This window comes from Streptomyces sp. CA-249302 (assembly GCF_050936785.1).
In the GTDB taxonomy this organism is placed as follows: domain Bacteria; phylum Actinomycetota; class Actinomycetes; order Streptomycetales; family Streptomycetaceae; genus Streptomyces.
Genome location: NZ_JBNJMG010000001.1, coordinates 9,936,737 through 9,963,435 on the forward strand (window position 1 = coordinate 9,936,737; position 26,699 = coordinate 9,963,435).

A 26,699-nucleotide genomic window follows, 5' to 3' on the forward strand; every position below is an offset into this window, starting at 1 on the left:
CGGTCCTCCCAAGAGAGTCGCCGCCTGCTCGTCGGTCTCGCGCGCGTCGAGCCCCGACGACGGCTCGTCGAGGAGCAGTACGCCACCGGTTACGGCGCCAACCCGCTGAAGTCTCCGTCGACGCCACTCAGCGCGCGGTCCAGCTCACCGTCTTGGTCTGGAGGTACTCGTCGAGCCCGAACTCGCCCCACTCCCGGCCGAGTCCGCTCTGCTTGTACCCGCCGAACGCGGCCCGGGGGATCACTCCGGCACTGCTCGCGTTGATGGCGACCGCTCCGGTCCGGATACGGGACGCCATCTCGTTCGCGGCCACGGTGTCGGCGCTCCACACCGCGCCGGCCAGGCCGTACGGGCTGTCGTTCGCGATCCGCACCGCCTGCTCGTCGTCGGCGAAGGGGATGACGACGCCGACCGGGCCGAAGAACTCCGTGCGCGCGATGGTCATGGAGTTGTCGACGCCGGTGAAGAGCGTGGGTTCGACGAAGTAGCCGCGGTCGAGACCGGCCGGCCGCCGCCCGCCGCAGACGAGACGGGCTCCTTCCTCCTCGCCGACCCGGATCAGCTTCTCGACCTTGTCCCGCTGCGCCTCGCTGATCAGCGGACCCATCGTGGTGGCCGGGTCGGCCGGATCGCCGACCTTCACCTTCGCGAGGGCCGCGGTCAGCCGGTCGACCAGTTCGTCGTGGACGGACTCGTGCACGATCGTGCGGGTGAGCAGCGAACAGCCCTGACCCGCATGGGCGGTGATGCCCATGAGCGCCGCGCGGACGGCGCCGTCGAGGTCGCCGTCGGCCCGCACGATGTTGGCCGACTTGCCGCCGAGTTCGAGGACGACCTTCTTCAGGGAGGCCGCGGCCTGCGCGTAGACCATCCGCCCGACCGTGTCCGACCCGGTGAAGCTGACGAGGTCCACCATGGGGTGGGTGGTCAGCTCGCGGCCCGCCTCCACGTCACCGGTCACGATGTTGAGCACGCCCGGCGGCAGCCCGGCCGCATCCGCGAAGTCCCCGATGAGCAGGGACTCCAGGGGAGTCGTGGGCGCCGGTTTGAGTACGGCGGTGCAGCCCGCCGCGAGCGCCGGGATCACCTTCATCATGCTGAGGAAGAACGGGAAGTTGTAGGCGGAGATCAGCGCGCACACCCCGAACGCCTCGCGGCGCAGCACCCCTTGGGTGATGCCGGTGCCCGGCGCGACGGTCGGGTCCATCGGGCGCTCCCAGGCGAAGGTCGGCATCACCCGCTCGGCCATGTCCCGCAGATGCGTCAGCGGGACCCGCGTCTGCAGGGTCTCGGCCAGCGCCCGGACCGAGCCCGCCTCGGCCATGTTGACGGCCACCAGCTCGGGCAGCCTGCGCTCGATCTCGTCGGCCATGCGCAGCAGTACGGCGGCCCGTTCGGCGGGCCTCATCCGTGGCCAGGGCCCCTCGTCGAAGGCGCGCCGGGCCGCCTCGACGGCCTGCCGCACGTCCGCCGCCGCCGAGCCCGGGACCTCGGCGATCGTCTCCTCGGTAGCGGGGTTGCGGACGAGGATCGGGGCGTCCGCCCGGCCGTCGGTCCGGCGCCCGTCGATGTAGAGCTGCGCAGAGAACGAGTACGCAGTCGTCATGTGCCGTCTCCTGATCACCAGCCAGTACGTCAATTTAAGTGTACTGAATTACGACTTCCGGAGAAGGGTGATGGGTGGGTCAGTGACGGGTCAGGGGTCTGTCAGGTTCCTGTAGCAAAGCATCCCCATATTCCGTATGCGCATTTATTGACTCGACCGGTCGGTACAGCTAACTTCGGCCTTAGTTACGGGTTGGGGTTCCGTCACGGACGACGAGGTTCGAAAGAGGTACCACCTGTGTTCAAGGAATTTGTCGTATCCGGCGACTCGCACATCATCGAGCCGGCCGATCTCTTCAGGGACAGGCTCCCCAAGAACCTGCGCGAGCGGGCCCTGTGGGAGGAGGAGTTCACGCTCGACGAGCCGATCGTCGAGGGTGGACACACCGAGTTCAAGAAGCTGCACACCATCGGCTTCGACGGCTGGACCATCTCCAAGTACCGGCAGTTCGGCGGCGAGACCCCGGACGGCGTGCCCGAGAACATCATCCGGGACATGAATCTCGACGGGGTCGACGCGTCGGTGATGTTCCCCAATCTCTCGCTGTTCGTGCTGTTCACCGACGACCACGAGCTGTCGATGGCGCACGCGCGGGTGTGGAACGACTACATCGCCGAGCGTTTCCTCCAGTACAAGGACCGCCTGCGCCCGACCGCCGCGATCCCGCTGACCGACGTCCCCGAGGCCGTCGCCGAGATCGAGCGCTGCGCCCGCATGGGCCTGGGTGCGATCCTGCTCCCGGAGACCCCGCCGCTCCCGTACTACTCGCGCGAGTACGACCCGGTGTGGGCGGCCGCGCAGGCGCACGGGATGCCGGTCTTCATTCACGTCGCCACCGGCGGGGTGCGCGTCAAGGAGGCCGTGTCCGAGACGGCCGTCACGGTCCGCGGCATGATGACGGCCGTCAACATGGGCAAGGGCCAGCTGACCGACGACATGGTCTCGGGTCGGCTCCTGGCCGGCGGTGGCGGTGACGGCGGCCCGCGCCGCATCGTCGCGAACCTGGTCGGCGGCGGTGTCTGCGAGCGCTTCCCGGACCTGCACTTCAACCTGATCGAGTACGGCGCCGGCTGGCTCGTCTCCTTCATGGGCTACATCGACAAGGCCTGGCGGACCGGCACCGGTCAGGACGCCGACTGGTGGCTCGGCTTCTGGGACGACGAGCGCGGGCCGAAGGACCAGCCCGCGATGGGGCGCCTGTTCCTGGTCAACGACAAGTGGCCCTACCCGCTCAAGCCGAGCGACTACATCCGGCGCCAGATCCACGTGCAGTTCGCGGACGACCCGATCGCCGTCCAGGCCCGGCACATCACCGGCCTCTCGACGATCATGTGGGGCAACGACTACCCCCATGCAGAGGGCACCTTCCGCAACAGCGCCGAGTGCATCGCCGAGAACATCGACGCCACGGTCTCCGACGAGGACCGCGCGGCCATCCTGGGCGGCACGCTCGCGAAGGTCGTCGGCTTCGACACCAGCAAGAAGCTGGCCCCGGTCACCGAACAGGTCTGACCGGCCCGAGAGCCACTGGACGCGGACCGGCCCCGGAGTGAATTCCACTCCGGGGCCGATTCGCATGGCCGGGCCCGGTTCAGTCCGAATCCGGTACGGCGCCGATCAACGCGAGGCTGGACGCCGCATACGCGGCTCGGCGCCTGCGGCTCACCATGAAGCTCGGGGGCGCGAAGTAGCCGACGTCGCGGGGGAGCGAGTCCGCCCGGCGGGCGAGGGCGTCCTTCGCGTCGGCGGTCGTGCCGCAGACGGCGATCTCCGTGAGCATCTCGTCGGTCACCGCCCGGGCCATGGCGTCCGTGTCGCCGACCTTGAACGCCGCACGGAGCCGTTCGACGGGCTCCTCCCAACCATGGTGGGCGACGAACGGGTCGTACGTCTTCACCGTGAGGTAGAAGGCGATCATGCGCCGGGCGTCGGCGACGGCGCGTTCGGGCGCGGAGTCGTCGACCGCCGTGATGATCCAGCCGTGTTCGAGCGACCGCGCCTCGGCCGGATCGCGCTCGCTCGCACCCCGCTCGACCCCGGGCCGTACGACCTCGTTCCACCAGGAAGCGGTGAACAGCCCGTGCCCGATCACCCCGTCGGCGACCCGCCCCGCGGTGGCGGCCATCCGCGTGTTGAACCCGGCCAGCAGGACGGGGATGTCGAGCCGGCCCAGCACCGGAGCGCGCACGTCGGCGTCGAGCGTGTGGAACTCGCCCGTGTAGCGGACGCGCTCCCCGTTCTCCGCGTGCAGCCAGGCCCGTACGGCGCCGACGGTGTCCGCGATCCGGGCCACCGGACGCTCCGCGGGCACGCCGAGCCAGTCCCGGTTGATCCGGAAGGCCGCGCTGCCCAGCCCCAGGAAGAGCCGGCCCGGCGCCTGGGCGTGCAGCTGACGCATGGCCGTGGCGTGCGCGTAGGGCGTGCGGGCGAAGGCGTAGGCGATGGCCGGGCCCGCCAGCGCGCGCTCCGTGTTCGCCACGATCTCGGCCACCGTCAGGTAGGAGTCGTGGTCGACGAACTCCCCGGCGCAGAACGCGCCGACGCCGGCCTGCTCGGCCTCCCGCCCGACGTCCCGGCCGGGCCAGGGCATGCCGAACCGCATGAGAGCCTCCCGATGGTCACCCTGAAGTCGAATACCGTAAAACAGTACACTTATTTGGGTGGGCTGGGGAGTGGGCGGTTGAAGCCTCAGCGCAGGGTCCACCGCCCGCGGGGCACCGCCGAGCGGTCGACCTCGGCCTTCCCGATCGGGTTCCCGAGCTGGGTGTACGACAGTCCGGTGCGCAGCGCCTGGGTGCGGGTGGCGTCGAGGGACTCCCAGATCGCACGGACCGTGCCCTGGATCGCGGCCGGCGGTTTCGCCGCGATGATGCGGGCGATCTCGTCGGCCCGGTCCCACAGTTGCTCACGCGGGAGCACCTCGCTGACCAGGCCGATCTGCAGGGCGCGCGCCGCGGACACGCGCTCGTCGAGGCCGAGCAGGGCGATCCGCAGGGTCTCGCCGAGCGGGATGCGGCGGGCCAGGCCGATGGGCTCCAGGGCCGCGGTCAGGCCGTAGCTGACGTGCGGATCGAAGAAGGTCGCCTCCTCCGAACAGATCAGGATGTCGGCCTCGTTGAGCCAGTAGAACGCGCCGCCGGCGGCCATCCCGTGCACCGCGCAGACCAGGGGTTTCCACACCTGGTTGAGCTTCGGCGACAGGTACTCCCCGGGGTCGGTCTGCGACCAGACGTTGGGGTGCCGGTCGATGCCCTCCTTCACGTCCATGCCCGTGCTGAACGCCCGGTCACCGGCGCCGCGCAGCACCACGACCCGCACGTCGTCGTCGGTCTTGACGGTGTTCCAGAGGGCCGAGAACTCCTCCAGCATCCGCTGGTTGAAGCCGTTCATGACCTCGGGCCGGTTCAGGGTGATCGTGGCGACGTGATCGACGACCTCGTACAGCACGGTCTTGAGTTCCATCCAGCAGCTCCGTTCTCGACGCGATCGTGGAAAGTAGTATACTTTTCTCTGGTTACTCGGTGCCACTGACTCGGCACCACGAGAGCCGCGGAGGACACTGCGATGAGGCCACGCGTTGGGCAGATGCTCGCCAGTACGGTCGACACCACGGCGGTGATCGTCGTGCGGTGCCCGGACGAGGACCTGGAGATCAGCTGCGGCGGCGCCGCCATGGCCGAGGGGAACGGACCGGGGCCCGGTGCCACGGGCACCCCCGACCCCGGCCTGATGGGCGGCGCGCTGCTCGGCAAGCGGTACGCCGACGAGGACCTCGGCATCGAGCTCCTGTGCACGAAGGCCGGTCCCGGCACCCTGGCGGTGAACGGCGCGCCGCTGCCGCTGAAGAGCGCCAAGCCGCTCCCGGCCTCGGACTGAGGGGCGGGCGGCCCGTGAACATAGGGATGCTGTTGGACATGGCCGCCGAGGGCTTCGGCGACCGGATCGTCATCGGACGCAGGGACGCGGGGCTGACCGCCGGGCGACTGCGTGAACTGGCCGTCGGCGGGGCGCACTTGGCGCGCGCGGCCGAGGCCGACGCGATCCTTTACCTCGCGGTGAACGGCCCGGCCCTCCCGGTCGCCCTGTTCGCCGCGGCCCGCGCCGGGATCCCGCTCGTCCCGGTCAACTACCGCCTGGGCGAGGCGCAGTTGGACGCGCTGCTGGCCAACCACCCGCGCGCGCTGGGCATCGCCGACGCGGAGCACGCCGGGGCGCTGCGCCGCGCCGGGCTGCCGGTGTGCACCCCGGCCGAGTGGCTGGCCCAGACCGCGGAGAACACCGGACTCCCCGCCGACGAGGAAGCGGCGGAGCCCGACGCGCCCGCCGCCCTCATCTACACCAGCGGCACGACCTCCGCGCCCAAGGGCGTGGTCCTGCGCCACCGCAACCTGGTCTCGTACGTGCTCGGCACGGTGGAGTTCGCCGCCGCCGACCCCGACGAGGCGGCCCTGGTGAGCGTCCCCCCGTACCACATCGCCGCCATCTCCAACGTGCTGACGAACCTCTACGCGGGCCGTCGGGCCCTGACGCTGGAGCAGTTCACGCCGGACGGCTGGCTCGGTCTCGTACGGCAGGAGGGGATCACCAACGCGATGGTGGTGCCGACGATGCTCGCCCGCATCATGGACACGGACGGCCTGGACCGCTCGGTGCCCTCGCTGCGCGGCCTCGCCTACGGCGGCGCCCGGATGCCGGTGCGGGTCATCGAGACCGCGCTCGCCGAGTGGCCGCACGTCGACTTCGTCAACGCGTACGGACTCACCGAGACCTCGTCCACCATCACCGTCCTCGGGCCGCAGGAACACCGCACGGCCGTGGCGAGCGACGACCCCGAGGTGCGGGCCCGGCTCGGATCGGCGGGGCAGCCGGTGCCGGGCATCGAGCTGGAGGTGCGCGACCCGTTCGGAGCGGTCGTCGCGGCCGGCGAGAGCGGCCAGATCTGGGTGCGGGGCGAGCAGGTCTCGGGGGAGTACGCCGGACACGGGCCCGTGGTCGACGAGCGGGGCTTCTTCCACACCCGTGACCAGGGGTACGTCGACGCCGACGGCTATCTGCACATCGAGGGCAGGGCCGACGACACGATCATCCGCGGTGCGGAGAACATCGCGCCGGCCGAGATCGAGGACGTACTGCTGGGGCATCCGGACGTGCTCGACGCGGTCGTCGTGGGCGTTCCGGACGAGGAGTGGGGTCAGCGGATCGAGGCGGTGGTCGTGCTGCGCGACGGTGTCGTGATCGACGCGGACGACCTGCGCGCCCAGGTGCGCGGCACGCTGCGCGGCTCCAAGACACCGGAGCGCATCACGCCGTGGCCCGAACTGCCGCGTACGCCCACCGGCAAGCTCATCCGCCGGGACATCGTCCGGGCGCTGACCGCGGACCGTGGAACAACGCCAGGGCAACGGCCCACAGAGGTGAGGACATGAGCATCGTCGTCAACAGTGCTGATCCGATCGCGGAGTTGACCGAGCGGACGGCCCTCGCGGCGCGGGGCTGGATCCCCGGGGCCACCGTGGAATCGGTCGAGCCGCTCACCGGCGGGACCTCCAGCCTCACGTACGTGGCCCGGCTCGCGGGCGTCCCGGCGCCGTACGAGCGCGTCGTCCTCAAGGTGGCGCCGCCCGGTCTGGAACCGGTCCGCAACCGGGACGTGCTGCGGCAGGCGCGGCTGATGCGGGTGCTGGCGGGCGTGCCCGGGGTGCGGGTGCCGAAGGTGCTGTTCTCCGATGCGGGGGAGCCGCCGGGCCGACAGCCGTTCATGGCCATGGAGTTGGTGGCGGGGGAGTGCGTGGAGCCGGTGCTCGTGCCGCGAGGGCGGGTGCCGGCCGGGCAGGTGCGGGCCCGTGCGCTCGACGCGGCGCGGATGCTCGCCCAGCTGCACCGGGCGGACCCCAAGCGGACGCCGCTGGCCGTGGAGCCCGTCGTCACGCCCGGCGCCGAGATCGACCGCTGGGCCCGCGCTTTCACGACCGTTCCCGAGGATCTGCGGGCCGGCTGCGAGCGGGTCGAGGCGCGGCTGCGGGCGACACAGCCGGCGGCGATGATGCCGGTGTTCACCCACGGCGACTACCGGCTCGGCAACACGCTGTGCGACGGGGACGGGGTCAACTCGGTCATCGACTGGGAGATCTGGTCCCTCGGCGACCCCCGGGTCGACATCACCTGGCTGACGTTCTTCACGGACGAGGCCCGCCACCCGGCGTCGCTCTCGGACGAGCCGACGGGAATGCCGACCAAGGCGGAGCTGATCGACGCGTACCAGGAGGCGCGGGGCGAACCCCTTCCCGACATGGCCTGGTTCGAGGCGCTGACGAAGTACAAGGAGTCCGCCGCGACCGCCCTGCTGATCAAGCGGGGCCGGAAGGCAGGGCAGTTGACGGACATGCACCGGCGAATGCTGCCCGCATTGCCGGTGCTGTTGGCAGAGGCGATGGAACTGCTCAGTACAGGCCACCGTCGACTCTGATCAGCGAACCCGTCGTATAGCTCGACGCGTCGCTCGCCAGATACAGCGCCGTGCTGATGATCTCCTCCGGGCGGCCCGGTCTGCCCACCGCGCTACGCGTGGTCTGTCTCTTCTCCTCCGTCCACGCCTTGGAGATGTCCGTCAGGAACGGGCCCGCCGAGATGGTGTTGACCCTCACCTTCGGGCCGTACTCCAGGGCGAAGACGGTGGTCAGGGTGTTCAGCGCGGCCTTGGCGCCGGCGTACGGGCCGAAGCGGGGCTGGGGGAACAGGGCGCCGGAGGACGAGATGTTGATGATCGAGCCGCCCTCACCCTCCGCCATCCGTTCGCCGATCAGTGAGGCCAGGCGGAACGGGCCCTTGAAGTTGACGGCGATCACCTTGTCGAAGAGTTCCTCGCTGGTCTCCGCCGAGGACGGGGCCAGCGGGGACATCCCGGCGTTGTTGACGAGGACGTCGACCTTGCCGAATTCGCCGTAGGCGAGGTCCGCGAGACGGGTCAGGTCGTCCCAGTGGCCCACGTGGGCCGCCACCGGCAGCGCGCGGCGGCCCAGGTCCCGTACCTCCGCCGCCGCCGTTTCGCATGCCTCCAGTTTCCGGCTGGCGATCACCACGTCCGCGCCCGCCGTGGCGAAGGCCCGCACCATCTCCCGGCCGAGGCCCCGGCTGCCCCCGGTGACGAGCGCGACCTTGCCGGACAGGTCGAACAGGTCGGCCGGGGCGATGGACTTGGCGTCGCGGGTGCCTGTCCCGTGCTCGCCGGTCATGCGTCCACCCGGCCGGACAGACTGTCGTCGTTGATGATGTCCGCGTACCGCTTGCGGGCCGCTTCGAGCTTCGGCGGGATGTGCTCGCTGGGGAACAGGCCCTCGGCCGGCTCGTAGTTCTTCAGGACCTGCTTGGCGATCGTGGTGCGGTGCACCTCGGTCGGGCCGTCGGCCAGCGCGAGGTTCGGTGCGGCCATCCACCACTTGGCGAGCGGGAGTTCGCTCGTGGTGCCGAGCGAGCCGTGCACATGCACCGCCCGCTGGATGATGTCGTGCAGCACCTTGGCCGTCTGCACCTTGCACATCGCGATCTGGGTGCGGGCGGCGCCGTGCGGCTGGGTGTCGATGATCCACGCGGTGTGCAGCACGAGCAGCCGGAACTGCTGCAACTCCACCCAGGAGTCGGCGATGAACTGCTGCACCGCCTGCTTGTCGGCGAGCAGAGTGCCCTGAGTACGGCGGGACAGCGTGCGCTCGCACATCATGTCGAAGGCGCGGGTGCACTTGCCGACCGTCCGCATCGCGTGGTGGACCCGGCCGCCGCCCAGGCGGGCCTGGGCCACCTTGAAGCCCTCACCGGGGCCGCCGAGCATCGCGTCGAGCGGGACCCGGACCTGGTGGTAGCGGATGTACGCGTGGATGCCCTCGTCGAGGTTCTCCCGCTCGTCCATCGTGCCGACGTTCCGCTTGATCTCGATGCCGGGCGTCTCGGACGGCACGATGAACATCGACATGCGCCTGTGCGGCGGCGCGTCGGGGTCGGTGACGGCCATGACGATGAGGAAGGCCGCGTACCGGGCGTTCGAGGAGAACCACTTCTCCCCGTCGATGACCCACTCGTCGCCGTCCTGCCACGCACGGCAGACGAACTCCTTGGGGTCGGCGCCCGCCTGCGGCTCGGTCATCGAGAACGTCGAGACGATCTCGCCGTCCAGCAGCGGCTGGAGGTAGCGGGCCTTCTGCTCGGCGGTGCCGAACATGGCCAGGATCTCGGCGTTCCCGGTGTCCGGGGCGGCCGTGCCGAAGACGGTCGGGGCCCAGTAGGAGCGGCCGAGGATCTCGTTGAGCAGGGCGAGCTTGACCTGGCCGTAGCCGGGACCGTCGAGGTCGGGGCCCAGATGGCAGGCCCACAGACCCTGTTCGCGTACCTGGTCCTGGAGCGGTCGCAGGATGGCGCGGGCCTTCTCGTTGCGGGTGTCGTACGGGTCGCCGCCGTGCGGGAAAAGCAGGTCGAGCGGCTCGACCTCCGTACGGACGAAGGCCGCGGCCCAGTCCAGCTTCGCCTGGAAGTCGGGTTCGATCGTGAAATCCAGCATGACGAAAACAGTATACTTTTTGAGGCCCACGGTCCATACTCGAGGGCAGACTTGGCGCATTGGGTATGCGCAATAGCGATGAGCCGTTGGAGGGGTTGGTTCGATGCAGAGGCCGATGGAGGGCGTGCGGGTGCTCGAAGTCGCGCAGTTCACCTTCGTCCCGGCGGCGGGTGCCGTGCTCGCCGACTGGGGTGCCGACGTGATCAAGATCGAGCACGCCGAACGAGGTGACGCGCAGCGCGGGCTGAGCCGGGTGCTCGGCTACGCAGCCACCAGCGAGGGATCTTCCTTCTTCCCGATCATGGAGGGGCCCAACCGCGGCAAGCGCAGTGTCGGCCTGGCCCTGGAGAAGCCGTCGGCCCGGCCGGTCCTGGAGGAACTGATCCGCCGCAGCGACGTGTTCCTGACCAACTTCCTGCCCGAGGCGCGGGCGAAGCTGCGCATCGACCTGGAGGACGTCCGGGCCATCAACCCGGACATCATCTACGTCCGCGGCAGCGGCTTCGGCGCGCGCGGGGACGAGGCCGACAAGGGCGGTTACGACAGCACGGCCTTCTGGGCCCGGGGCGGCAGCGCCGCCGGCGTCACCCCGCCCGGCGCGGAGCGGATGACCCGGATGCCCGCCGGCGCCTACGGCGACGCGATGGGCGGCATGACGATCGCCGGCGGCATCGCCGCGGCCCTGTACTCCCGGGCCACCACCGGCGAGCCGTCCGTGGTGGACGTGTCGCTGATCGGTGTCGGCGCCTGGGCGACGCAGTTCACCGTCAACCTGGCGCTGATGAACGGCGGCCCGCTCCCGGTGGCCACCGCGCCCCGCTACGGCTCGGCCACCAACCCGCTGATCGGGGCCTACCGCACCTCCGACCGCCGCTGGATCGAGCTGTCCATGCTGCAACCCGGCCGGTACTGGGGCGAGTTCTGCAAGCTGGCAGGGCGCGAGGAACTCGCCGCCGACGAACGCTTCGACAGCACCGAGAAGCTGATGGCCAACGCGTCCGAGGCCGCCGACATCGTCGCCGGGATCATCGCGTCCCGGCCCTACGACGAGTGGGCCGCGATCCTCGCCCGCGGCGAAGGCCAGTGGGCGGCCGTACAGAACTCCTGGGAGGTCGGCCAGGACCCCGCCCTGCGGGCCAACGGGCTCATCGCCCCGGTCGTGGACGCCGACGGGGTCGACCGCGAACTGGTCACGAACCCCGTCCAGTTCGACGAGACCCCGGTCGACCTCACCCGGGCACCCCAGTTCGCGGAACACACCGACGAGGTCCTGCGCTCCCTCGGGCTGAATGACGAGGAGCTCATCGCCCTGAAGATCGACGGCGCGGCGACCTGACGGACGTACGAAGAGAGGAGCCGTGATGAGTACGACGCTCGAACCCGACGGAACCCACGACGGGCTGCCCGCCTACCACTTCGACAACCGGCTCGGCGGCCCGGTCCTCAGCCACCACGAGCGCTGGGACGAGATGGCCGGCACCCGCGCCGGCTTCCGCTCCACCGTGGCGCGCGGTTTCTGGGTCGTCACGGACGGCCCCGAGGTGCAGAAGGCGCTCCAGGACTGGCGGACCTTCTCCAACACCTCGGTGACCGTGCTCGAACCGGACCCGAAGTTCCTGTGGATTCCCGAGATGCTGGACCCGCCCACGCACTCCGTGTGGCGGCGCCTGCTGGGCCGCTTCTTCTCTCCGGGCGCCGTCGCCGCCCGGGAGCCGGAGGTCCGCCAGGTCGCGGGCGAGATGATCGACGAGCTCAGGACCCGCGACGGGGCCGAGGTGCTCGACGAGTTCGCGCGCCGCTTCCCCACCCTGATCTTCATGCGCCTGATGGGCCTGCCGGAGGAGGACCTCGGCACCTTCCTCGCGTGGACCCACGAACTGCTGCACCTCTCGCACCGCGAGGACCCGGACGGCGTACGGCAGCTGACCGCCATCGCGGAGGTGTCGGCCTACTTCGAGGAGCAGATCGCCCTGCGCCGCAAGACACCGCGCGACGACCTGCTCTCCACCGCCATGGCCTGGACGATCGACGGCGAACCGATCGACGACCGGGACATGCTCGCCTTCTGCGTCCTGATGTTCCAGGCTGGCTTCGACACGGTGCCGATCTCCGTCGGCTGGGCCCTCTACCACTTCGCCGTACACCCCGAGCAGCGCGCGGAGATCGTCGCCGACCCCTCGCTCATCGCGACCGGGGTCGAGGAGATCCTGCGCGTGTACTCACCCGTCGTCCCGGCGCGCAAGGCGACCCGGGACGTGGAGATCGGCGGCTGCCCGGTGAAGGCGGGGGAGATGGTGATGCTGCCGATCGTGGTCGCCAACCGCGACCCCGAGCGGTACGAGAACCCGCTGGAAGTGGACCTGCACCGCAAGACCACCAACCACATCGCGTTCGGCTCCGGCCCGCACCGCTGCCTCGGCTCGCACCTCGCCCGCCTCGAACTCAACGTGGCGATCGAGGAGTGGCACCGCCGCATCCCCGAGTACCGGGTCGCCGACGGGCAGGAGCTGTGGGCCCACGGCAACATGTACGGCATCAAGTCGCTGCGTCTGGAGTGGTGACCGGCATGACCACCTCTCCCCTCAGCGCGACGGACCTCTACCACACCGGGATCGTGGTCCCGGACCTGGAGGCCTGGAAGATCCGGATGAGCGAGGTCGCCGGCCACCGGTGGACCGAGACCATGTCGGCGGAGCTCCCGGTCCGGCTGGCCGACGGCGAACGCGTACTGAAGCTGCGCTACACCTATTCCCTGGACGCCCCGCACATCGAACTCGTGCAGGAGATCCCCGGGACACCCTGGACTGCGTCCGCGCACAACGCCACGCACCACCTCGGCTACTTCTGCGACGACCTCACGGCGACGTCGAAGCGGCTGGAGGAGGCGGGCTTCGCCCTGGAGGCGTGTGCGATCGTCGACGGCGCCCCGTCGATCTTCGCCTACCACCTCGCTCCGTCCGGCATCCGGATCGAGATCGTGGAACGGACCGTGATCCCTGACTTCGACGCCTATCTCCGCTCGAAGGCGCCGACGTGGCAGTGACGTTCACCGAGGAGCACACGGCACTCCGCTCGACCCTGCGCCGCCTCCTCACGGACAAGGCACCGAGCGAGGCGGTCCGCCGCTCGATGGAGTCGGACGAGGGACACGACCCTCGGCTCTGGCGCCAGATGGCGGATCAACTCGGCCTGCACGGACTCTCGTTGCCACAGGAATACGGCGGTTTCGGCGGCGGCCCGGTCGAGTTGGGCATCGTCCTGGAGGAACTGGGACGAGTCCTGCTGCCCTCGCCGTACTTCGCCACCGTGGCCCTCGCCGGACAGGCCCTGGCCGCGTCCGGCGACGACACGGCGATGGCCCGCTGGCTGCCCGGGATCGCCGACGGCTCGCTCACCGGCACGCTCGCGTCGGCCGAGGAGAGCGGGTCGTGGAAGATCGCGGACGTGGCCGCCGAGGCCGTCCGGGGCGACACCGCGGTCTGGCGGGTGTCGGGCACCAAGATGTTCGTGATCGACGGCCACAGCGCGGACCTGCTCCTCGTCGTGGCCCGCTCGGACAGCGGCCCCGGACTGTTCGCCGTGGAGGGCACCGCGACCGGTGTCTCCCGCACCCGTCTGGAGACCCTCGACCCGACCCGGCGGCTGGCGCGCGTCGACTTCGACGGCGTACCGGCCGTCCGGGTCGGCCCCGAGGGGGACGCCACCGCGTATCTGCGCACCGTCACCGATCTCGCGGCCGTCGCACTCGCCGCCGAACAGGTCGGCGGGGCGCAGGCCTGCCTGGACGCGTCCGTGGAGTACGCGAAGACCCGGGTGCAGTTCGGCCGCCCCATCGGGTCGTTCCAGGCGATCAAGCACAAGTGCGCCGACATGCTGCTGAAGGTCGAGGCGGCCCGCTCGGCGGCGTACCACGCGCTGTCCGTGGCCGGCGAAACGCCGGGCGAGCTGCCGGTCTCCGCCGCCATCGCCGCCGCGTACTGCGCGGACGCGTACACCCACGCGGCCAAGGAGAACGTCCAGATCCACGGCGGCATCGGCTACACGTGGGAGCACGACGCGCACCTCCATCTCAAGCGCGCGAAGTCGTCCGAGCAGCTCTTCGGCAGCCCGGCGACACACCGCGGGCGGCTTGCCGAGCTGGTCGGAATCGCTCCGGCCACCGCGACGAAGGGCTGAGTACGTGGGAATTCGCGACCGCCTGTCCCGGCTGCTGACCGAAGCGGCCGCCGACGCGGAGGCGATCGAGCACCAGGGCGAGTGGTGGACCTGGGGCCAGGTCCAGAAGACCGCCCGGCAGGTCACCGATGCCCTGGACGCGGCGGGCCTGGCTGCCGACGCCCGCGTCGGTGTCGTACTGGAGAACCGGCCCGAGCATGTCGCGGTGGTCGCCGCCGTGATCGCCTCCGGACGCTGCCTGGTGATGCTGAGCCCGCTGCAGCCGGCCGCGCGCCTCGCGGCCGACATCGCCCGCTGCACGCCGCCCGTCGTCGTCGCCGGCGCCGAAATCCTCGCCCGCGAGGGCGTGTCGGAAGCGGTGACCGCGCACGGCGCGGCTCTGGAACTCGCCCCCGACGGCACCCTGCTCCCCGTCGGCGGCACGGCACCCGCCGACGCCCCGGGCAACCCCGGTGTCGCCGTGGAGATGCTCACCTCCGGCACCACCGGCCCGCCGAAACGCGTCCATCTGCGCACCGGTCAGCTCGACCAGGCGCTCGTCTCCGGCGGCCAGATCCCGAAGGCCGAGCGGCTGCTGTCCTCGTCGTCCTCCCTCGTGGCCGCACCGCTCGTGCACATCGGCGGACTGTGGCGGGCGCTCGCCTGCCTCGCCACCGGGCGCCGGATGATCCTGATGGCCAAGTTCGCCGTCGACCCCTGGGTGGACGTCGTGGAGCGGCACCGGCTGCGGGCGGCGAGCCTGGTGCCGGCAGCGATCCGCGCCGTGCTCGACGCGGACGTGCCGAAGGAGCGGCTGACGAGCCTCCAGGTCGTCACCTCCGGTACCGCGCCCTGCCCGGCCGAGCTCGCCGACCGGTTCTTCCGCACCTACGGCATCCCGGTCCTGATGACCTACGGGGCAACGGAGTTCGCCGGCGCGGTGGTCGGCTGGACGCTGCCCCTGCACGACCGGTGGTGGCAGCGCAAGGCGGGCAGCGCCGGGCGTGCCTTCGACGGGGTCGAGCTGCGGGTGACCGGCGACGACGGTGCCGAGCTGCCCGTCGGCAGGACCGGCCGACTGGAAGTACGGACCGAGCAGAGCACCCGGGGCGGCGGGGCATGGACCCGCACCAGCGATCTCGCCCGCGTCGACGCCGACCGCTTCGTCTGGATCGAGGGACGCGCGGACGACGCCATCATCCGGGGCGGCTTCAAGGTCCAGCCGGAGACGGTCAAACGCGTGCTGGAGTCGCACCCGGCCGTGCGGGAGGCGGCCGTGGCCGGACTCCCGGACGCCCGCCTCGGCGAGGTGCCGGTCGCGGCCGTCGAGGCCGAGCCGGACCAACTCGTCCCGGACGTCGACGACTTGATCGCCCTCTGCCGTTCGCGGCTCACCCCGTACGAGGTCCCGGCACACATCGTCGTCCTGGACGCCCTGCCCCGCACCCCGTCGAGCAAGGTCAGCCGCGTGGAACTGCTGGGCCTGGTCCGTGACCGGCTGGGACAGAAGGAGGAACAGAGGTGACGGAGACCAAGGAGCGCTTCGGCGTGCTGACCGACGAGGCGGTCGAGCGCTCGCGCCGCCGCCTCGGCATCCCCGAGCCCCAGCGCAACCCCCCGCACAACTACGAGGTGTCCCAGGACGGCGTACGCCACTTCGCCTACGGCTACGGCGACGACAACCCCCTCTACTGCGACCCGGACTACGCGGCCAAAACCCGCTGGGGCTCGCTGATCGCACCGCCCACCTTCCTCTACACGATGGGGGAGGACGCCGCCCCGAAGCCGGACGCCGAGACCAAGGCGCTGCTCAAGGGCGACCCCTTCGCCGGGCTCGGCTCCTACCAGGCGGTGATGGAGTTCGAGTGGTGGCGTCCGCTGCAACTCGCCGACCGCTGCCGGGTGTTGCAGACCCAGGTGGGCGTGCACCTCAAGCCCAGCAGCTTCGGCGGGCGCACCGCCCACGTGGTCCGCGACTACCTCTACGCCAACGGACGCGGCGAGATGCACGCGCTGCGGCGGGGCACCTGGATCAATGCCGAGCGGCACACCTCGAAGAAGAAGGCCAAGGAGAACCTCGTCCAACAGCCCTATACGGCGGACCAGTTGGCCGAGATCGACGCGGCCTACGCGGCCGAGAGCCGACGCGGCGCCGCGCCGCGGTACTGGGAGGACGTGCAGATCGGGGACGAGCTCCAGCCGCGCGTGAAGGGCCCGTTGACCACCACCGACGTGGTGGTGTGGCACCTGGGCTGGGGCATGCAGCTCACCCCGCCCGGGGTGTTCGGGATCGCCGCGAAGGTCCGGCGCAAGGCGCCCGGCCTCTATCCGCCCAACCCCATGAACATTCCCGACACCGTGCAGCGGCTGCACTGGGAACCGGAACGGGCCCGGGAGCTGGGCCTGCCGAACCCCTACGACTACGGCGGCATGCGCGAGACCTGGCTCTGCCACCTGCTCACCGACTGGATCGGCGACGAGGGCTGGCTGTGGAGACTCCGCTGCGAGCACCGCAAGTTCAACTACCTCGGCGACACCACCTGGGTGCGCGGCACGGTCGTCGGCAAGCGGGAGACCGACGGGCGGTACGAGGTGGACGTCGAGGTGCGGTGCGAGAACCAGCGCGGCGAGGTCACCACCCCCGGCACGGCCGTCGTCCTGCTGCCGACCCGCGACCGCCCGGTCGAACTCCCGGCGCCGCCCGCCGCCGACCTCGACGGCATGGTCGCCCATGAACTGACCCGATTCGCCGTGACCGGCGAACAACAGCAAGCAGCCAGGAGGTAGGCGTGTCCGACGAGGTACTGGTGGAACGCCGTGGCGCGGTCCAGGTCATCACGATCAACCGCCCCACGAAGAAGAACGCCCTGGACGCCGCGGTCGCCGAGGGAGTGGCGGCCGCGGTGGACGAGCTCGACGAGTCCGACGAGCTGCGGGTCGGCGTCCTCACCGGAGCGGGCGGGACCTTCTCGGCCGGGATGGACCTCAAGGCGTGGCTGCGCGGCGAGACGCCCGCGATCGAGGGCCGCGGACTGTGCGGGATCAGCATCACCCCGCCCCGCAAGCCGCTGATCGCCGCCGTCGAGGGCTGGGCCCTGGCCGGCGGCTTCGAACTCCTGCTGGCCTGCGACCTGGTCGTCGCCGCCCGCACGGCACGGCTGGGCGTGCCCGAGGTGACGCGCTCGCTGGTCGCCCGCGCCGGCGCGGCACTGCACCTGCCGCGCCGGATCCCGTACGCGATCGCGGTCGAACTCCTGCTCACCGGCCAGCCGATCGACGCCGAACGGGCCGCCGCGTACGGCCTGATCAACCGCCTCACCGACGAGGGCGGCGCGCTCGACGGGGCGCTCGAACTCGCCGGGACCATCGCGAAGAACGGGCCGTTGGCGGTCGCGGCGACCAAGGAGATCGCCCGCTCGACCGCCGACTGGACCCTGGACGAGGCCTGGGGCAAGCAGTTCGACGTCGCCGAGCCGGTGTTCCAGTCGGAGGACGCCAAGGAGGGTGCGGTGGCCTTCGCGGAGAAGCGGGCGCCGGTCTGGAAGGGACGCTGAGAATGGGGGAGGGACCCCTCTCAGGTGTCCGCGTCCTGGAACTCGGCGGCATCGGCCCCGGACCTTTCGCCGGGATGCTCCTCGCCGACCTCGGCGCGGAGGTCGTCCGCGTCGACCGGCCCGGACGGGCCGACGAACCCGACGCGGGCGGTCCTGCGGACGTGCTCAACCGGGGCAAGCGGTCGGTCGTACTCGATCTGAAGGATCCGTCCGCGACCGCCGCCCTCCTCCAACTCGTCGAGCGGGCCGACGTGTTGACCGAGGGATTCCGCCCCGGTGTCACCGAGCGGCTCGGCATCGGCCCGCACGACTGCCTCGCCCGCAACCCCCGCCTGGTCTACGGCCGCATGACCGGCTGGGGCCAGGAAGGCCCCCTCGCCGCCGCGGCCGGACACGACATCACCTACATCGCGCTGACCGGCGCCCTCGGTGCGATCGGCGACCCCGACGGCCCACCGCAGATCCCGCTGAACCTCGTCGGCGACTTCGGGGGCGGCGGCTGCTACCTCGTCATCGGCGTGCTCGCCGCCCTGCACGCGGCCCAGCGCACCGGCCGCGGCCAGGTCGTCGACGCGGCCATCGTCGACGGCACCGCCCACCTCCTCGCCAGCACCTTCGCCAAACTCGCCCGCGACGAGTGGACCGACGAGCGGGGCGTGAACCGCTTCGACGGAGGCTGGCCCTTCTACGCCGTGTACGAGACGAAGGACGGCCGCCATGTGGCCGTCGGCGCCCTGGAGCGCAAGTTCTACGGCAGCCTCGTACGACTGCTCGGCCTGGACGTGGACCCGGACCGGCAGCACGACCGCTCCACCTGGCCCGAGCTGCGGCAGCTGCTGACCAAGCGCTTCGCGGAGCGCACCCGCGACGAGTGGGCCGAGCTGTTCGAGGGCACCGACGCCTGCGTGGCACCCGTACTGACCCTCACCGAAGCCGCCGCGCACCCCCATCTCGCCGCGCGCGCAAGCCTGTTCACCCGCGACGGCGTGGTCCAGCCCGCCGCCGCCCCCCGCTTCTCGGCGACCCCGTCGAGTCCCGGCCGCACGGCACCGGCCGTCGGCGCCGACACCCGAGCCGTGTTCCACGACTGGGGCGTGCGGCAACCGACCGACCAGACCTAGGAGTTGTCATGCGAGACGCCGTCATCGTCGACGCCGTACGCACCCCGATCGGCAAGCGCAACGGCTCGCTGGCCTCGGTGCACGCGGCGGACCTGTCGGCCGAGGTGCTCAAGGCGCTCGTCGAGCGCACCGGCATCGACCCCGGCACGGTGGACGACGTGATCTGGGGCTGTGTGACCCAGATCGGCGACCAGTCCAGCAACGTCGGCCGGTTCGCGGTGCTCGCCGCGGGCTGGCCCGAACACGTCCCCGCCGTCACCGTCAACCGGGCCTGCGGCTCCAGCCAGCAGGCGGTCGACCAGGCCGCGCACGCCGTGATGGCGGGCCAGTACGACATCGTGGTCGCGGGCGGCGTCGAGACCATGAGCCGGGTGCCGCTCGGCTCGCACCGCACCACCGGACAGCCGTACGGGCCCGCGGCCATCGCGCGCTACGACGGCTTCGAGTTCAGCCAGGGCACGGGCGCCGAACTCATCGCCGAACGCTGGGGGTTGACCCGTACCCGGCTCGACGAGTTCTCCTCCGAGTCCCACGCGAAGGCCGCCGCGGCGATCGACTCGGGTGTCTTCGACGACCACATCGTGCCGATCGAGGTCGACGGCACCAAGTTCACCGTGGACGAGGGGCTGCGGCGGGGCACCTCGGTCGAGACGCTGGCCAAGCTCAAGCCGTCGTTCAAGGAGGACGGCGTGATCCACGCCGGCAACGCCTCCCAGATCTCCGACGGCGCGGCCGCCCTGCTCATCACCACCCCGGAGAAGGCGCGCGAACTCGGCCTCACCCCGATCGCCCGCTACCACCACGGAGCGGTCAGCGGCGCCGACCCGATCACCATGCTGCTCGGCCCGATCCCGGCGACCGAGAAGGTGCTGCGCCGCTCCGGGCTGTCCATCGAGGACATCGGCGTGTACGAGGTCAACGAGGCCTTCGCACCGGTGCCGTTGGCCTGGCTCGCCGAGACCGGCGCCGACCCCGAGCGGCTCAACCCGCTGGGCGGGGCGATCGGCGTCGGCCACCCGCTCGGCGGCTCCGGCGCCATCCTGATGACCCGGCTGCTCGCCCAGATGCGGCGAGAGAACCTCCGCTACGGACTCCAGACCATGTGCGAGGGCGGCGGCACCGCGAACGCCACCATCATCGAACTGCTGCGCTGAACACGAAGTGGGCGGACCCCGCCGAGGGCCCGCCCACGCTCTGCTGTTTCTCCTTCAGTCCTCGAAGGTGACGACGACCTTCTCCGCCGCCCCGGGTGTCAGCGCCAGCTCGAACGCCCGGTGCACCTCGGCGAATGGCACCCAGTGGCTGATCAGCCGCGCGAACCGGTCCTGGTGCTCGGCGAGTTCGGCCGTCACCTCGAAGATCTCGGTCGGATAGCCCTGCGAGGCGATCAGCGTGAGCTCGCTGCGGAGCATGCCGCCCAGGTCGATCTCGGAGGACGGCTTCTGTACGCCGACCATGACCAGCCTGGCGCCCCACTTGGCGGCGTCCACGGTGGCGTTGAAGACGGCGGCGACCCCGGCCGCGTCGATGTAGACGTCGGTGCCGGGACGGGGCTGCCCCAGCGCGTTGGCGGCCTCGCCGTGCAGCTCCGTCAGCCGCGCGGTGACGTCCTCCTCGGCCGAGTCGATGACGGCGTCGGCGCCCACGGCCAGCGCGGTCTCCAGGCGTTCGGGCACGACGTCCGCGACGACCACATGCTCGATCCCGCGCAGTTTGAGCCAGATGGTGACGCCCAGCCCGATGGGCCCGGCACCGAAGACCAGGACCTTGTCGCCGGGCTGCGCCTCGGAGCGGTTGACGCAGTGCCGGGCCACCGCCATCGGCTCGTTCAGCGCGGCCACGTCGAAGGGCAGCTCGTCCGGGAAGACGGCCACGCTCCGGCCCACCTCGGCGTCCTCGACGATCAGGTACTCGTCCATTCCGCCCAGTTCGCCGCCGCAGCCGATGATGCCGGAGGGCGCGCCCTGCGGGTTGACGACCACCCGGTCGCCCACCTTGAGGTCGGTGACCTCGGCGCCCACGGCGACGACCTCACCGGCCGGCTCGTGCCCGAGCGGCAGCGGCACCACCGAGCCGTCGGGCGTGTAGGGGGTGCCGCCGGACTGCACGAAGAACGTGTCGGTGCCGCAGATGCCGCAGGCCCGGATCCGCAGCAGCGCGTCCCGGGGACCGGGCGTCGGGCGCTCGATCTCCACGACCTCGACCGCGTTCTTCGCGCCGGTTCGGACGGACTTCATCGTGGCCATGTGGCCGCCTTCCTCTGCTGACCGCGACTCACCAGGCGACCGGCAGCTCGTAGATGCCGTACGCCTGGGAGTCCTCCTTGAACTTCAGCTCCGAGACGTCGACCGCGAGCCGCAGGGTCGGGATCCGGCGGAACAGGGTGCTGAAGACGACGTGCAGTTCGATACGGGCCAGCTGCTGGCCGACGCACTGGTGCGGGCCCCAGCCGAACGCGTGGTGGTGCGAGGCCTTGCGGGTGAGTTCGAGCCGCTCCGGCTCCGGGAAGGCCTCCGGGTCCCAGTTGGCGGCCGGCAGCGAGGCGATGACACCCTCGCCCGCGCGGATCGTCTCGCCCTCGATCTCGATGTCGTCCAGCACCGCCCGCCGGGCCAGCAGATGCGGGATCGTGAGGTAGCGCAGCAGCTCCTCGACCGAGTTCTGCACGAACTTCTCGTCGTCCGCGTGCTCCCGCAGGGCGGCGAGCTGCCCCGGGTTCTCCAGGAGCAGAGCGGTACCCAGCGTGATCATGTTGGCGCTGGTGTCGTGGCCCGCCACGAGCAGGATGTGACCCAGCGGGGCGGCCTCCGCCATGGAGAGCACGCCCTCCTTGATCTTGGCGCCGAGGTCGGAGAGGACGTCCTCACCGGGGTTGTCCATCTTGGCCTCGATGAGGCCGGCGATGTAGCGCCGGATGTCCGCCGTGGACTTCGCCGCCTGCTCCGGGGTCTTGAAACGGGCGTTGGTGACCCCGGCGTGCTCCTGGAAGAAGTCGTGGTCCTCGTACGGCACCCCGAGCAGCGCGCAGATCATCAGCGAGGGCAGCGGCAGCGACAGGGCCTCGTTGAGGTCGACCGGGTTGGGGCCGGCCAGCATCTTGTCGATCAGGTCGTCCGTGATCTGCTGGATCTCCGGACGGAGTTTCTCCATCCGGTGCCGGGTGAACGAGTTCGTCAGCATCCGGCGCCATCGCGTGTGCTCGGTACCGTCGGTGTTGTTGATCGACGGCTGCATCTCGGCGGCGTGCGCCTTCATGGCCTCGGTCGTGTGCGGGTAGCCCGGTGCGCCGATGTTCGCGCTGAGCCGCGGGTCCGTCAGCAGCTGGCGCTGGGCGGCGTGGGAGGTGACGAGCCAGGGGGTGGTGCCGTCCCAGGTCGTGACGCGCTGCAGCGGCTTCTCCGTGTCGTGCAGGTTGAGCAGCCCCGGCGGCGGCGCGAAGGGGCACTGGCTGGATCGGGGTGCGGGAAACTCCGGCAGTTCCTCGGCGACGTCGGTTCCGGACACGTTCTCGGCCATGGTTCCTCACCTTCGCGTGGCGTCGCCGGAATGTTACGTCGACCGGTCGGTACAATCAACGGTTCCCGCAGGGTGCGGGCTGGAAGGAGATCAACGGGACTCGCGCGGCAGCCCCAGCCCCCGCTCCGCCACCTGGGTCCGCAGCACCTCGTTCGCCCCGCCCGCGATCGTGTACGCCCGCGAGTACAGATGGGCGTCCTGCCACCAGCCGTCGGCCAGGGCCCCCGGATCCTCCTCGGTCAGCAGGCCGTCCGTGCCCTGCATCCGCAGCCCGAAGTCGGCCAGGTCGTGGTTGAGCTCGCTGAAGAAGATCTTCCCGAGCAGAGCGTCGGCCGCATGCTCGGTTCCGTGCAGCATCCGCGACTGCGCCAGCCCGATCATCGCCGCGTTCACCTGCACTCGCGCGGCGAGTTCACCGAGGGCCTGCCGGGTCGCGGAGTCGTCGAGCGCGGGCCGCCCGTCGACGGTCGCCGTCTCCGCCAGCCGTACCAGATCGTCCAGTACGGCGGACAGCTCGGCGCCGCGCGCCGCCACTCCGGAACGCTCCCGGCCGAGGCTGCTCATCGCCACCCGCCAGCCGTCGTTCACCGCGCCGATGACGTTCGCCGCCGGGATCCGGACCCCGTCGAGGAAGACCTCGTTGAAGTCGGTGGTCCCGGTGAGCTCGCGCAGCGGCCGCACCTCGACCCCCGGGCTGCGCATGTCCAGCGCGAACGCCGTGATGCCCTTGTGCTTCGGGGCGTCCGGGTCGGTGCGCGCCAGCAGGTAACCCATGTCGGCGTGCTGACCGTTGGTCGTCCACACCTTCTGGCCGTCCACGACGAACACCGCGTCCTCGCCCTCGCCCTCACGGCGCGCCCTGGTCCGCAGCGCCGCCAGGTCGCTGCCCGCCTCCGGCTCGCTGAACAGCTGGCACCACACGTCCGCGCAGCTGCGGATGCGGGGCAGGAAGCGCGCCCGCTGTTCGTCGGTGCCGAAGTCGATGACCGCCGCCGAGGCCAGCGAGGCCGCGCCGACCGGCGGCCAGGTGCGGGCCCGGGCGATCTCCTCGGCGACCACCGACGGTTCGAGCGGATGGGCGCCGGGCCGGCCGCCGTACTCGACGGGCCAGTCGATGCCGAGGAATCCCGCCTCGTACAGACTCGCGGTCCACTCGCGGATCGCCGGCATCAGCGCCGGATCGGGTGCGCGCACCCCGGAATGGGCCTTGACGCCGGGCGCGTGCTCCGCCACGAAGGCGCGCACCTTCCCCCGGAACGCCTCCAGCTCGGGCGTGGACTCCAGTCGCATCGCTGCCGGCTCCTCGTCGTCCTGCGGGCTTGGCTCGAAATGAGTATACTTTAACCATGGCGTTGGCCTGTCTGCCAGTGCTCGGTGCCCATGCCCAATAGACTGGGGATCCGCAATTTCCCCTCAGAGGAGTAGGCCCATGGCGACTGCCGTCGACCGCGAGCCCGCCGACGGCGAGAGTGGCGCCCTGGTCGGCAAGCTGGCCGCGCAGACCGCGCAGCGCATCGAGGCGTCCGTGATCCGCCAAGGGTGGCCGGTGGGCGAGTCCTTGGGCTCCGAGGCGGATCTGCGGGAGTGGCTGGGTGTCAGCCGCGCGGTGCTGCGCGAGGCGGTACGGCTGGTCGAGCACCACCAGGTCGCCCGGATGCGGCGCGGCCCCGGCGGCGGCCTCATCGTCAGCGCCCCCGACGCGGGACCGGCCACCCGCGCCATGGTGATCTACCTCGAGTACGTCGGGACCAGCGTCACCGACCTCCTCCAGGCCCGCCAGCTCCTCGAACCGATCGCCGCCGGCCTCGCCGCCGACCGCATCACCGAGGAGGGCATCGCCACCCTCCGGGCCGCGCTGGAGGAGGAACTCGCCCACTGGGACGACCCGTCGGTGCACGCCCAGGACCCGCTGCACCCCGTGCTCGGCCAGCTGTCGGGCAACCCGGTCCTGCACCTGTTCATCGATGTGCTCACCCGCCTCACCGCCCGGTACGCGCACCTGTCCCGCCGTATCTCCAAGGCGGAGATGCACGCGGCGAAGCAGGTCTCGCACCGCGAGCACAAGGCCGTCGTCGACGCCGTCATCGCCGACGACGGTGCCCGCGCGCAGACCGAACTCTCCCTGCACCTGGAGTCGGTGGCCGCCTGGATCGAGAAGCACCGGGTGCGCCGCGGCCAGCGCATCTCCGGGAACGTGGTCGAGCCCGAACTGGCCGAGGGGCCGCGGGCCAAGCTCGCCGAGGTGGTGGCCGCCCGGATCCACGACGACATCGCCGCCCGCGGCTGGCAGACCGGCATGGTCCTCGGCTCGGAGACCGATCTGCTGGCCCGCTACGAGATCAGCCGGGCGGTACTGCGCGAGGCGGTCCGGCTGCTGGAGTACCACTCGGTCGCCCGGATGCGCCGCGGCCCGGGTGGCGGCCTCGTCGTCACCGAGCCCGAACCGCAGGCCAGCATCGACACGATGGCGCTCTTCCTGGAGTACCAGGGCGTCACGGCCGACGATCTGCGGATCGTCCGCAACGCCATGGAGCTGGGCATCGTCGCCCGGGTGACCGCCCGGCACGCCGAGGGCGACACCGAGGTCGCCGAGCGGCTCACGAAGGCGGTCCGCTGGGCCACCGAGGGCCCGGCCGACGACCTCCGCAAGGCCGACCTGTTCCACTCCGAACTCGCGGCCCTCGCCGACAACCCCGTGCTGTCCCTGTTCCTCTCCATCATCACCGAGCTGTTCCGCCGGCACGCCTCCGGCCAGGACCGGCCGCTGCCCGGAGACGCCGCGGCCGACGAGGTCCGACACGTCCACCAGCGCATCCTCGACGCGATCGTGCAGGGTGACGCGGGCGTGGCCCGCCACCGGATGCGCCGCCACCTGGACGCGCTGATCCCTTGGTGGCACTGATCGTTCGGTGACACTCATCGTTCGGTGGCACTGATTTACTGACACTGATTAGAGGCGCCCCGTGCCGTGACCTACGGCATGGGGCGCTTTGCTGTATGCGGCGAGGGTAATTGCGTATACTGAATAGGGTCGAGTCGAAGGAGCTCCGATGCGCCGGACCCTGTTCGAGCAGGACCATGAGGACTTCCGCCTCCTGGTCCGCGATTTCATCGCCCGCGAAGTGCTTCCGGAGTACGAGGACTGGCGCCGCGCCGGACTAGTGCCCCGTGAACTGTTCACCGCGCTGGGCAAGCTGGGCATCATCGGCACCGAGATCCCCGAGGAGTACGGCGGAGGCGGCCAGGACGACTACCGCTTCAACGTCGTCATCCAGGAGGAGTGCGCCCGTGCGGGCGTGACCCTCGGCGGTCTGCGCACCCACCTCGACATCGTCGTCCCGTACTTCACGGGCCTCGCAAACGCGGAGCAACGGCAGCGATGGTTCCCGGGGTTGGCCTCCGGCGAGCTCTACACCGCGATAGCGATGAGCGAACCGGGCACCGGGTCCGACCTCGCCGGCGTCACCACGAGGGCCGTCCGCGACGGCGACCACTGGGTGATCGACGGCGCCAAGACCTTCATCACCGGCGGCCACCACGCCGACCTGGTGATCGTGGTGGCCCGCACCGCCACCGACCCGGACAACCGGCGCGCCGGACTGTCCCTGCTCGTCGTGGAGAAGGGCTCGCCCGGCTTCACCGTCGGGCGCAAGCTGGAGAAGATCGGCCTCGCCGTCCAGGACACCGTGGAGCTGTCCTTCGACGCCGTCCGGGTCCCGGCCGCCAACCTCCTGGGCGAGGAGGGCGCCGCCTTCACCCACCTCGGCCGCAACCTGGCTCAGGAACGCCTCGCCATCGCGGTCGGCGCCGTCGCCCAGACCCGCAACGCGATCGACCTGACCATCGCCTACGTCCGGGACCGCACGGTGTTCGGCAAGCCGGTCGCCCACTTCCAGAACACGAAGTTCGAACTCGCCGCCATGGCCACCGAGTCGGAGGCCGCCCAGACCCTCCTCGACGCGGCGGTCCGAGCGCTCGTCGCCGGTGAACTCAGCCCGGCGGACGCGGCCAAGACCAAACTGTTCTGCACCGAGACACAGGGCCGTGTGATCGACCGCTGCCTCCAACTGCACGGCGGCTACGGCTACATCCTCGAGTCCCCGATCGCCCGGCTGTACGCCGACGCCCGGGTGACCCGCATCTACGGCGGCACCAGCGAGGTCCTGAAGACCATCATCAGCAAGTCCCTCGGCCTGTAA

General features: G+C 71.0%; 23 protein-coding genes. 15 read left to right on the forward strand and 8 right to left on the reverse strand.

Annotation, left to right across the window (positions count from 1 at the left end; genetic code table 11):
- Window positions 1-127 precede the first annotated feature (127 nt).
- On the reverse strand, window positions 128-1,606 hold the full coding sequence (locus tag ACQEWB_RS44885; RefSeq protein WP_432841832.1) for an aldehyde dehydrogenase family protein: 1,479 nt from the start codon (window positions 1,604-1,606) through the stop codon (window positions 128-130).
- 237 nt (window positions 1,607-1,843) lie between these two features.
- Here ACQEWB_RS44885 and ACQEWB_RS44890 point away from each other — a divergent pair, with 237 nt between their 5' ends.
- A complete protein-coding gene (locus tag ACQEWB_RS44890) occupies window positions 1,844-3,118 on the forward strand; it encodes an amidohydrolase family protein (protein WP_432841834.1) in 1,275 nt (424 codons plus the stop codon).
- A gap of 79 nt (window positions 3,119-3,197) precedes the next feature.
- Here ACQEWB_RS44890 and ACQEWB_RS44895 read toward each other — a convergent pair whose 3' ends face one another.
- Window positions 3,198-4,208 carry an LLM class flavin-dependent oxidoreductase gene (locus ACQEWB_RS44895; RefSeq protein ID WP_432841836.1) on the reverse strand — a complete coding sequence of 337 codons (1,011 nt, stop codon included), beginning with the start codon at window positions 4,206-4,208 and terminating at the stop codon, window positions 3,198-3,200.
- 86 nt (window positions 4,209-4,294) lie between these two features.
- Window positions 4,295-5,068, reverse strand: a complete 774-nt coding sequence (locus tag ACQEWB_RS44900) for an enoyl-CoA hydratase/isomerase family protein (RefSeq protein WP_432841838.1) — start codon at window positions 5,066-5,068, stop codon at window positions 4,295-4,297.
- 102 nt (window positions 5,069-5,170) lie between these two features.
- Here ACQEWB_RS44900 and ACQEWB_RS44905 point away from each other — a divergent pair, with 102 nt between their 5' ends.
- The 3 genes from ACQEWB_RS44905 to ACQEWB_RS44915 are packed head-to-tail and all read left to right on the forward strand — an operon-like array spanning window position 5,171 to window position 8,072.
- Entirely contained in the window at window positions 5,171-5,482 is a 312-nt protein-coding gene (locus tag ACQEWB_RS44905; RefSeq protein ID WP_432841840.1) for a hypothetical protein, read from the forward strand.
- A gap of 14 nt (window positions 5,483-5,496) precedes the next feature.
- The gene (locus ACQEWB_RS44910) at window positions 5,497-7,032 is read left to right on the forward strand and encodes a class I adenylate-forming enzyme family protein (protein ID WP_432841842.1); all 1,536 of its coding nucleotides are present in this window, start codon (window positions 5,497-5,499) and stop codon (window positions 7,030-7,032) included.
- Window positions 7,029-8,072: a phosphotransferase family protein gene (locus ACQEWB_RS44915; RefSeq protein ID WP_432841844.1), complete on the forward strand. Its 1,044-nt coding sequence runs from the start codon at window positions 7,029-7,031 to the stop codon at window positions 8,070-8,072. Before ACQEWB_RS44910 ends, ACQEWB_RS44915 begins: the two co-directional genes overlap by 4 nt.
- Here the strand turns inward: ACQEWB_RS44915 and ACQEWB_RS44920 are convergent.
- Both ACQEWB_RS44920 and ACQEWB_RS44925 read right to left on the reverse strand, forming a co-directional pair.
- Window positions 8,047-8,838 carry an SDR family NAD(P)-dependent oxidoreductase gene (locus tag ACQEWB_RS44920; RefSeq protein ID WP_432841846.1) on the reverse strand — a complete coding sequence of 264 codons (792 nt, stop codon included), beginning with the start codon at window positions 8,836-8,838 and terminating at the stop codon, window positions 8,047-8,049. The genes ACQEWB_RS44915 and ACQEWB_RS44920 overlap by 26 nt on opposite strands.
- Window positions 8,835-10,154: an acyl-CoA dehydrogenase family protein gene (locus ACQEWB_RS44925; RefSeq protein ID WP_432841848.1), complete on the reverse strand. Its 1,320-nt coding sequence runs from the start codon at window positions 10,152-10,154 to the stop codon at window positions 8,835-8,837. Before ACQEWB_RS44925 ends, ACQEWB_RS44920 begins: the two co-directional genes overlap by 4 nt.
- A gap of 103 nt (window positions 10,155-10,257) precedes the next feature.
- On the opposite strand from ACQEWB_RS44925, the gene ACQEWB_RS44930 reads away from it, so the two are divergent.
- Genes ACQEWB_RS44930 through ACQEWB_RS44970 form a run of 9 tightly spaced genes read left to right on the forward strand, consistent with a single transcriptional unit; the run spans window position 10,258 to window position 20,138 of the window.
- On the forward strand, window positions 10,258-11,490 hold the full coding sequence (locus tag ACQEWB_RS44930; RefSeq protein WP_432841850.1) for a CaiB/BaiF CoA transferase family protein: 1,233 nt from the start codon (window positions 10,258-10,260) through the stop codon (window positions 11,488-11,490).
- Between the two features lie 25 nt (window positions 11,491-11,515).
- Window positions 11,516-12,715: a cytochrome P450 gene (locus tag ACQEWB_RS44935; protein WP_432841852.1), complete on the forward strand. Its 1,200-nt coding sequence runs from the start codon at window positions 11,516-11,518 to the stop codon at window positions 12,713-12,715.
- A gap of 5 nt (window positions 12,716-12,720) precedes the next feature.
- Entirely contained in the window at window positions 12,721-13,197 is a 477-nt protein-coding gene (locus ACQEWB_RS44940) for a VOC family protein (RefSeq protein WP_432841854.1), read from the forward strand.
- Window positions 13,188-14,330, forward strand: a complete 1,143-nt coding sequence (locus tag ACQEWB_RS44945) for an acyl-CoA dehydrogenase family protein (RefSeq protein ID WP_432841856.1) — start codon at window positions 13,188-13,190, stop codon at window positions 14,328-14,330. The genes ACQEWB_RS44940 and ACQEWB_RS44945 overlap by 10 nt, the downstream gene beginning before the upstream one ends.
- Before the next feature lie 4 nt (window positions 14,331-14,334).
- Window positions 14,335-15,834, forward strand: coding sequence for a class I adenylate-forming enzyme family protein (locus tag ACQEWB_RS44950; RefSeq protein WP_432841858.1), 1,500 nt, complete (start codon window positions 14,335-14,337; stop codon window positions 15,832-15,834).
- Window positions 15,831-17,096, forward strand: a complete 1,266-nt coding sequence (locus ACQEWB_RS44955) for an FAS1-like dehydratase domain-containing protein (RefSeq protein ID WP_432841860.1) — start codon at window positions 15,831-15,833, stop codon at window positions 17,094-17,096. The genes ACQEWB_RS44950 and ACQEWB_RS44955 overlap by 4 nt, the downstream gene beginning before the upstream one ends.
- A 2-nt stretch (window positions 17,097-17,098) precedes the next feature.
- Window positions 17,099-17,863 (forward strand): crotonase/enoyl-CoA hydratase family protein, encoded by a 765-nt coding sequence (locus ACQEWB_RS44960; protein ID WP_432841862.1) that lies wholly within the window; start codon window positions 17,099-17,101, stop codon window positions 17,861-17,863.
- A 2-nt stretch (window positions 17,864-17,865) separates the two neighbouring features.
- On the forward strand, window positions 17,866-18,984 hold the full coding sequence (locus tag ACQEWB_RS44965; RefSeq protein ID WP_432841864.1) for a CaiB/BaiF CoA transferase family protein: 1,119 nt from the start codon (window positions 17,866-17,868) through the stop codon (window positions 18,982-18,984).
- An 8-nt stretch (window positions 18,985-18,992) separates the two neighbouring features.
- Window positions 18,993-20,138 carry a thiolase family protein gene (locus ACQEWB_RS44970; RefSeq protein WP_432841866.1) on the forward strand — a complete coding sequence of 382 codons (1,146 nt, stop codon included), beginning with the start codon at window positions 18,993-18,995 and terminating at the stop codon, window positions 20,136-20,138.
- A gap of 54 nt (window positions 20,139-20,192) precedes the next feature.
- On the opposite strand, the gene ACQEWB_RS44975 is transcribed toward ACQEWB_RS44970, so the two are convergent.
- The 3 genes from ACQEWB_RS44975 to ACQEWB_RS44985 form a co-directional block, all read right to left on the reverse strand.
- Window positions 20,193-21,230, reverse strand: a complete 1,038-nt coding sequence (locus ACQEWB_RS44975; protein WP_432841868.1) for a zinc-dependent alcohol dehydrogenase — start codon at window positions 21,228-21,230, stop codon at window positions 20,193-20,195.
- Between the two features lie 28 nt (window positions 21,231-21,258).
- Complete coding sequence (locus ACQEWB_RS44980; protein ID WP_432841870.1) at window positions 21,259-22,500, reverse strand: cytochrome P450; 1,242 nt, start codon at window positions 22,498-22,500, stop codon at window positions 21,259-21,261.
- Window positions 22,501-22,590: 90 nt separating this feature from the next.
- Window positions 22,591-23,790 (reverse strand): acyl-CoA dehydrogenase family protein, encoded by a 1,200-nt coding sequence (locus ACQEWB_RS44985; protein ID WP_432841872.1) that lies wholly within the window; start codon window positions 23,788-23,790, stop codon window positions 22,591-22,593.
- A 139-nt stretch (window positions 23,791-23,929) separates the two neighbouring features.
- On the opposite strand from ACQEWB_RS44985, the gene ACQEWB_RS44990 reads away from it, so the two are divergent.
- A complete protein-coding gene (locus tag ACQEWB_RS44990) occupies window positions 23,930-25,402 on the forward strand; it encodes a FadR/GntR family transcriptional regulator (RefSeq protein ID WP_432841874.1) in 1,473 nt (490 codons plus the stop codon).
- Window positions 25,403-25,550: 148 nt separating this feature from the next.
- The gene (locus tag ACQEWB_RS44995) at window positions 25,551-26,699 is read left to right on the forward strand and encodes an acyl-CoA dehydrogenase family protein (RefSeq protein ID WP_432841876.1); all 1,149 of its coding nucleotides are present in this window, start codon (window positions 25,551-25,553) and stop codon (window positions 26,697-26,699) included.

Coding starts and splice junctions, on each gene's coding strand:
- ACQEWB_RS44885 (WP_432841832.1), bottom strand. CDS start 1,606: ATGACGACTGCGTACTCGTTCTCTGCGCAGCTCTACATCGACGGGCGC.
- ACQEWB_RS44895 (WP_432841836.1), bottom strand. CDS start 4,208: ATGCGGTTCGGCATGCCCTGGCCCGGCCGGGACGTCGGGCGGGAGGCC.
- ACQEWB_RS44900 (WP_432841838.1), bottom strand. CDS start 5,068: ATGGAACTCAAGACCGTGCTGTACGAGGTCGTCGATCACGTCGCCACG.
- ACQEWB_RS44905 (WP_432841840.1), top strand. CDS start 5,171: ATGAGGCCACGCGTTGGGCAGATGCTCGCCAGTACGGTCGACACCACG.
- ACQEWB_RS44915 (WP_432841844.1), top strand. CDS start 7,029: ATGAGCATCGTCGTCAACAGTGCTGATCCGATCGCGGAGTTGACCGAG.
- ACQEWB_RS44920 (WP_432841846.1), bottom strand. CDS start 8,838: ATGACCGGCGAGCACGGGACAGGCACCCGCGACGCCAAGTCCATCGCC.
- ACQEWB_RS44925 (WP_432841848.1), bottom strand. CDS start 10,154: ATGCTGGATTTCACGATCGAACCCGACTTCCAGGCGAAGCTGGACTGG.
- ACQEWB_RS44930 (WP_432841850.1), top strand. CDS start 10,258: ATGCAGAGGCCGATGGAGGGCGTGCGGGTGCTCGAAGTCGCGCAGTTC.
- ACQEWB_RS44935 (WP_432841852.1), top strand. CDS start 11,516: ATGAGTACGACGCTCGAACCCGACGGAACCCACGACGGGCTGCCCGCC.
- ACQEWB_RS44940 (WP_432841854.1), top strand. CDS start 12,721: ATGACCACCTCTCCCCTCAGCGCGACGGACCTCTACCACACCGGGATC.
- ACQEWB_RS44965 (WP_432841864.1), top strand. CDS start 17,866: ATGGGGGAGGGACCCCTCTCAGGTGTCCGCGTCCTGGAACTCGGCGGC.
- ACQEWB_RS44970 (WP_432841866.1), top strand. CDS start 18,993: ATGCGAGACGCCGTCATCGTCGACGCCGTACGCACCCCGATCGGCAAG.
- ACQEWB_RS44975 (WP_432841868.1), bottom strand. CDS start 21,230: ATGGCCACGATGAAGTCCGTCCGAACCGGCGCGAAGAACGCGGTCGAG.
- ACQEWB_RS44980 (WP_432841870.1), bottom strand. CDS start 22,500: ATGGCCGAGAACGTGTCCGGAACCGACGTCGCCGAGGAACTGCCGGAG.
- ACQEWB_RS44985 (WP_432841872.1), bottom strand. CDS start 23,790: ATGCGACTGGAGTCCACGCCCGAGCTGGAGGCGTTCCGGGGGAAGGTG.
- ACQEWB_RS44990 (WP_432841874.1), top strand. CDS start 23,930: ATGGCGACTGCCGTCGACCGCGAGCCCGCCGACGGCGAGAGTGGCGCC.
- ACQEWB_RS44995 (WP_432841876.1), top strand. CDS start 25,551: ATGCGCCGGACCCTGTTCGAGCAGGACCATGAGGACTTCCGCCTCCTG.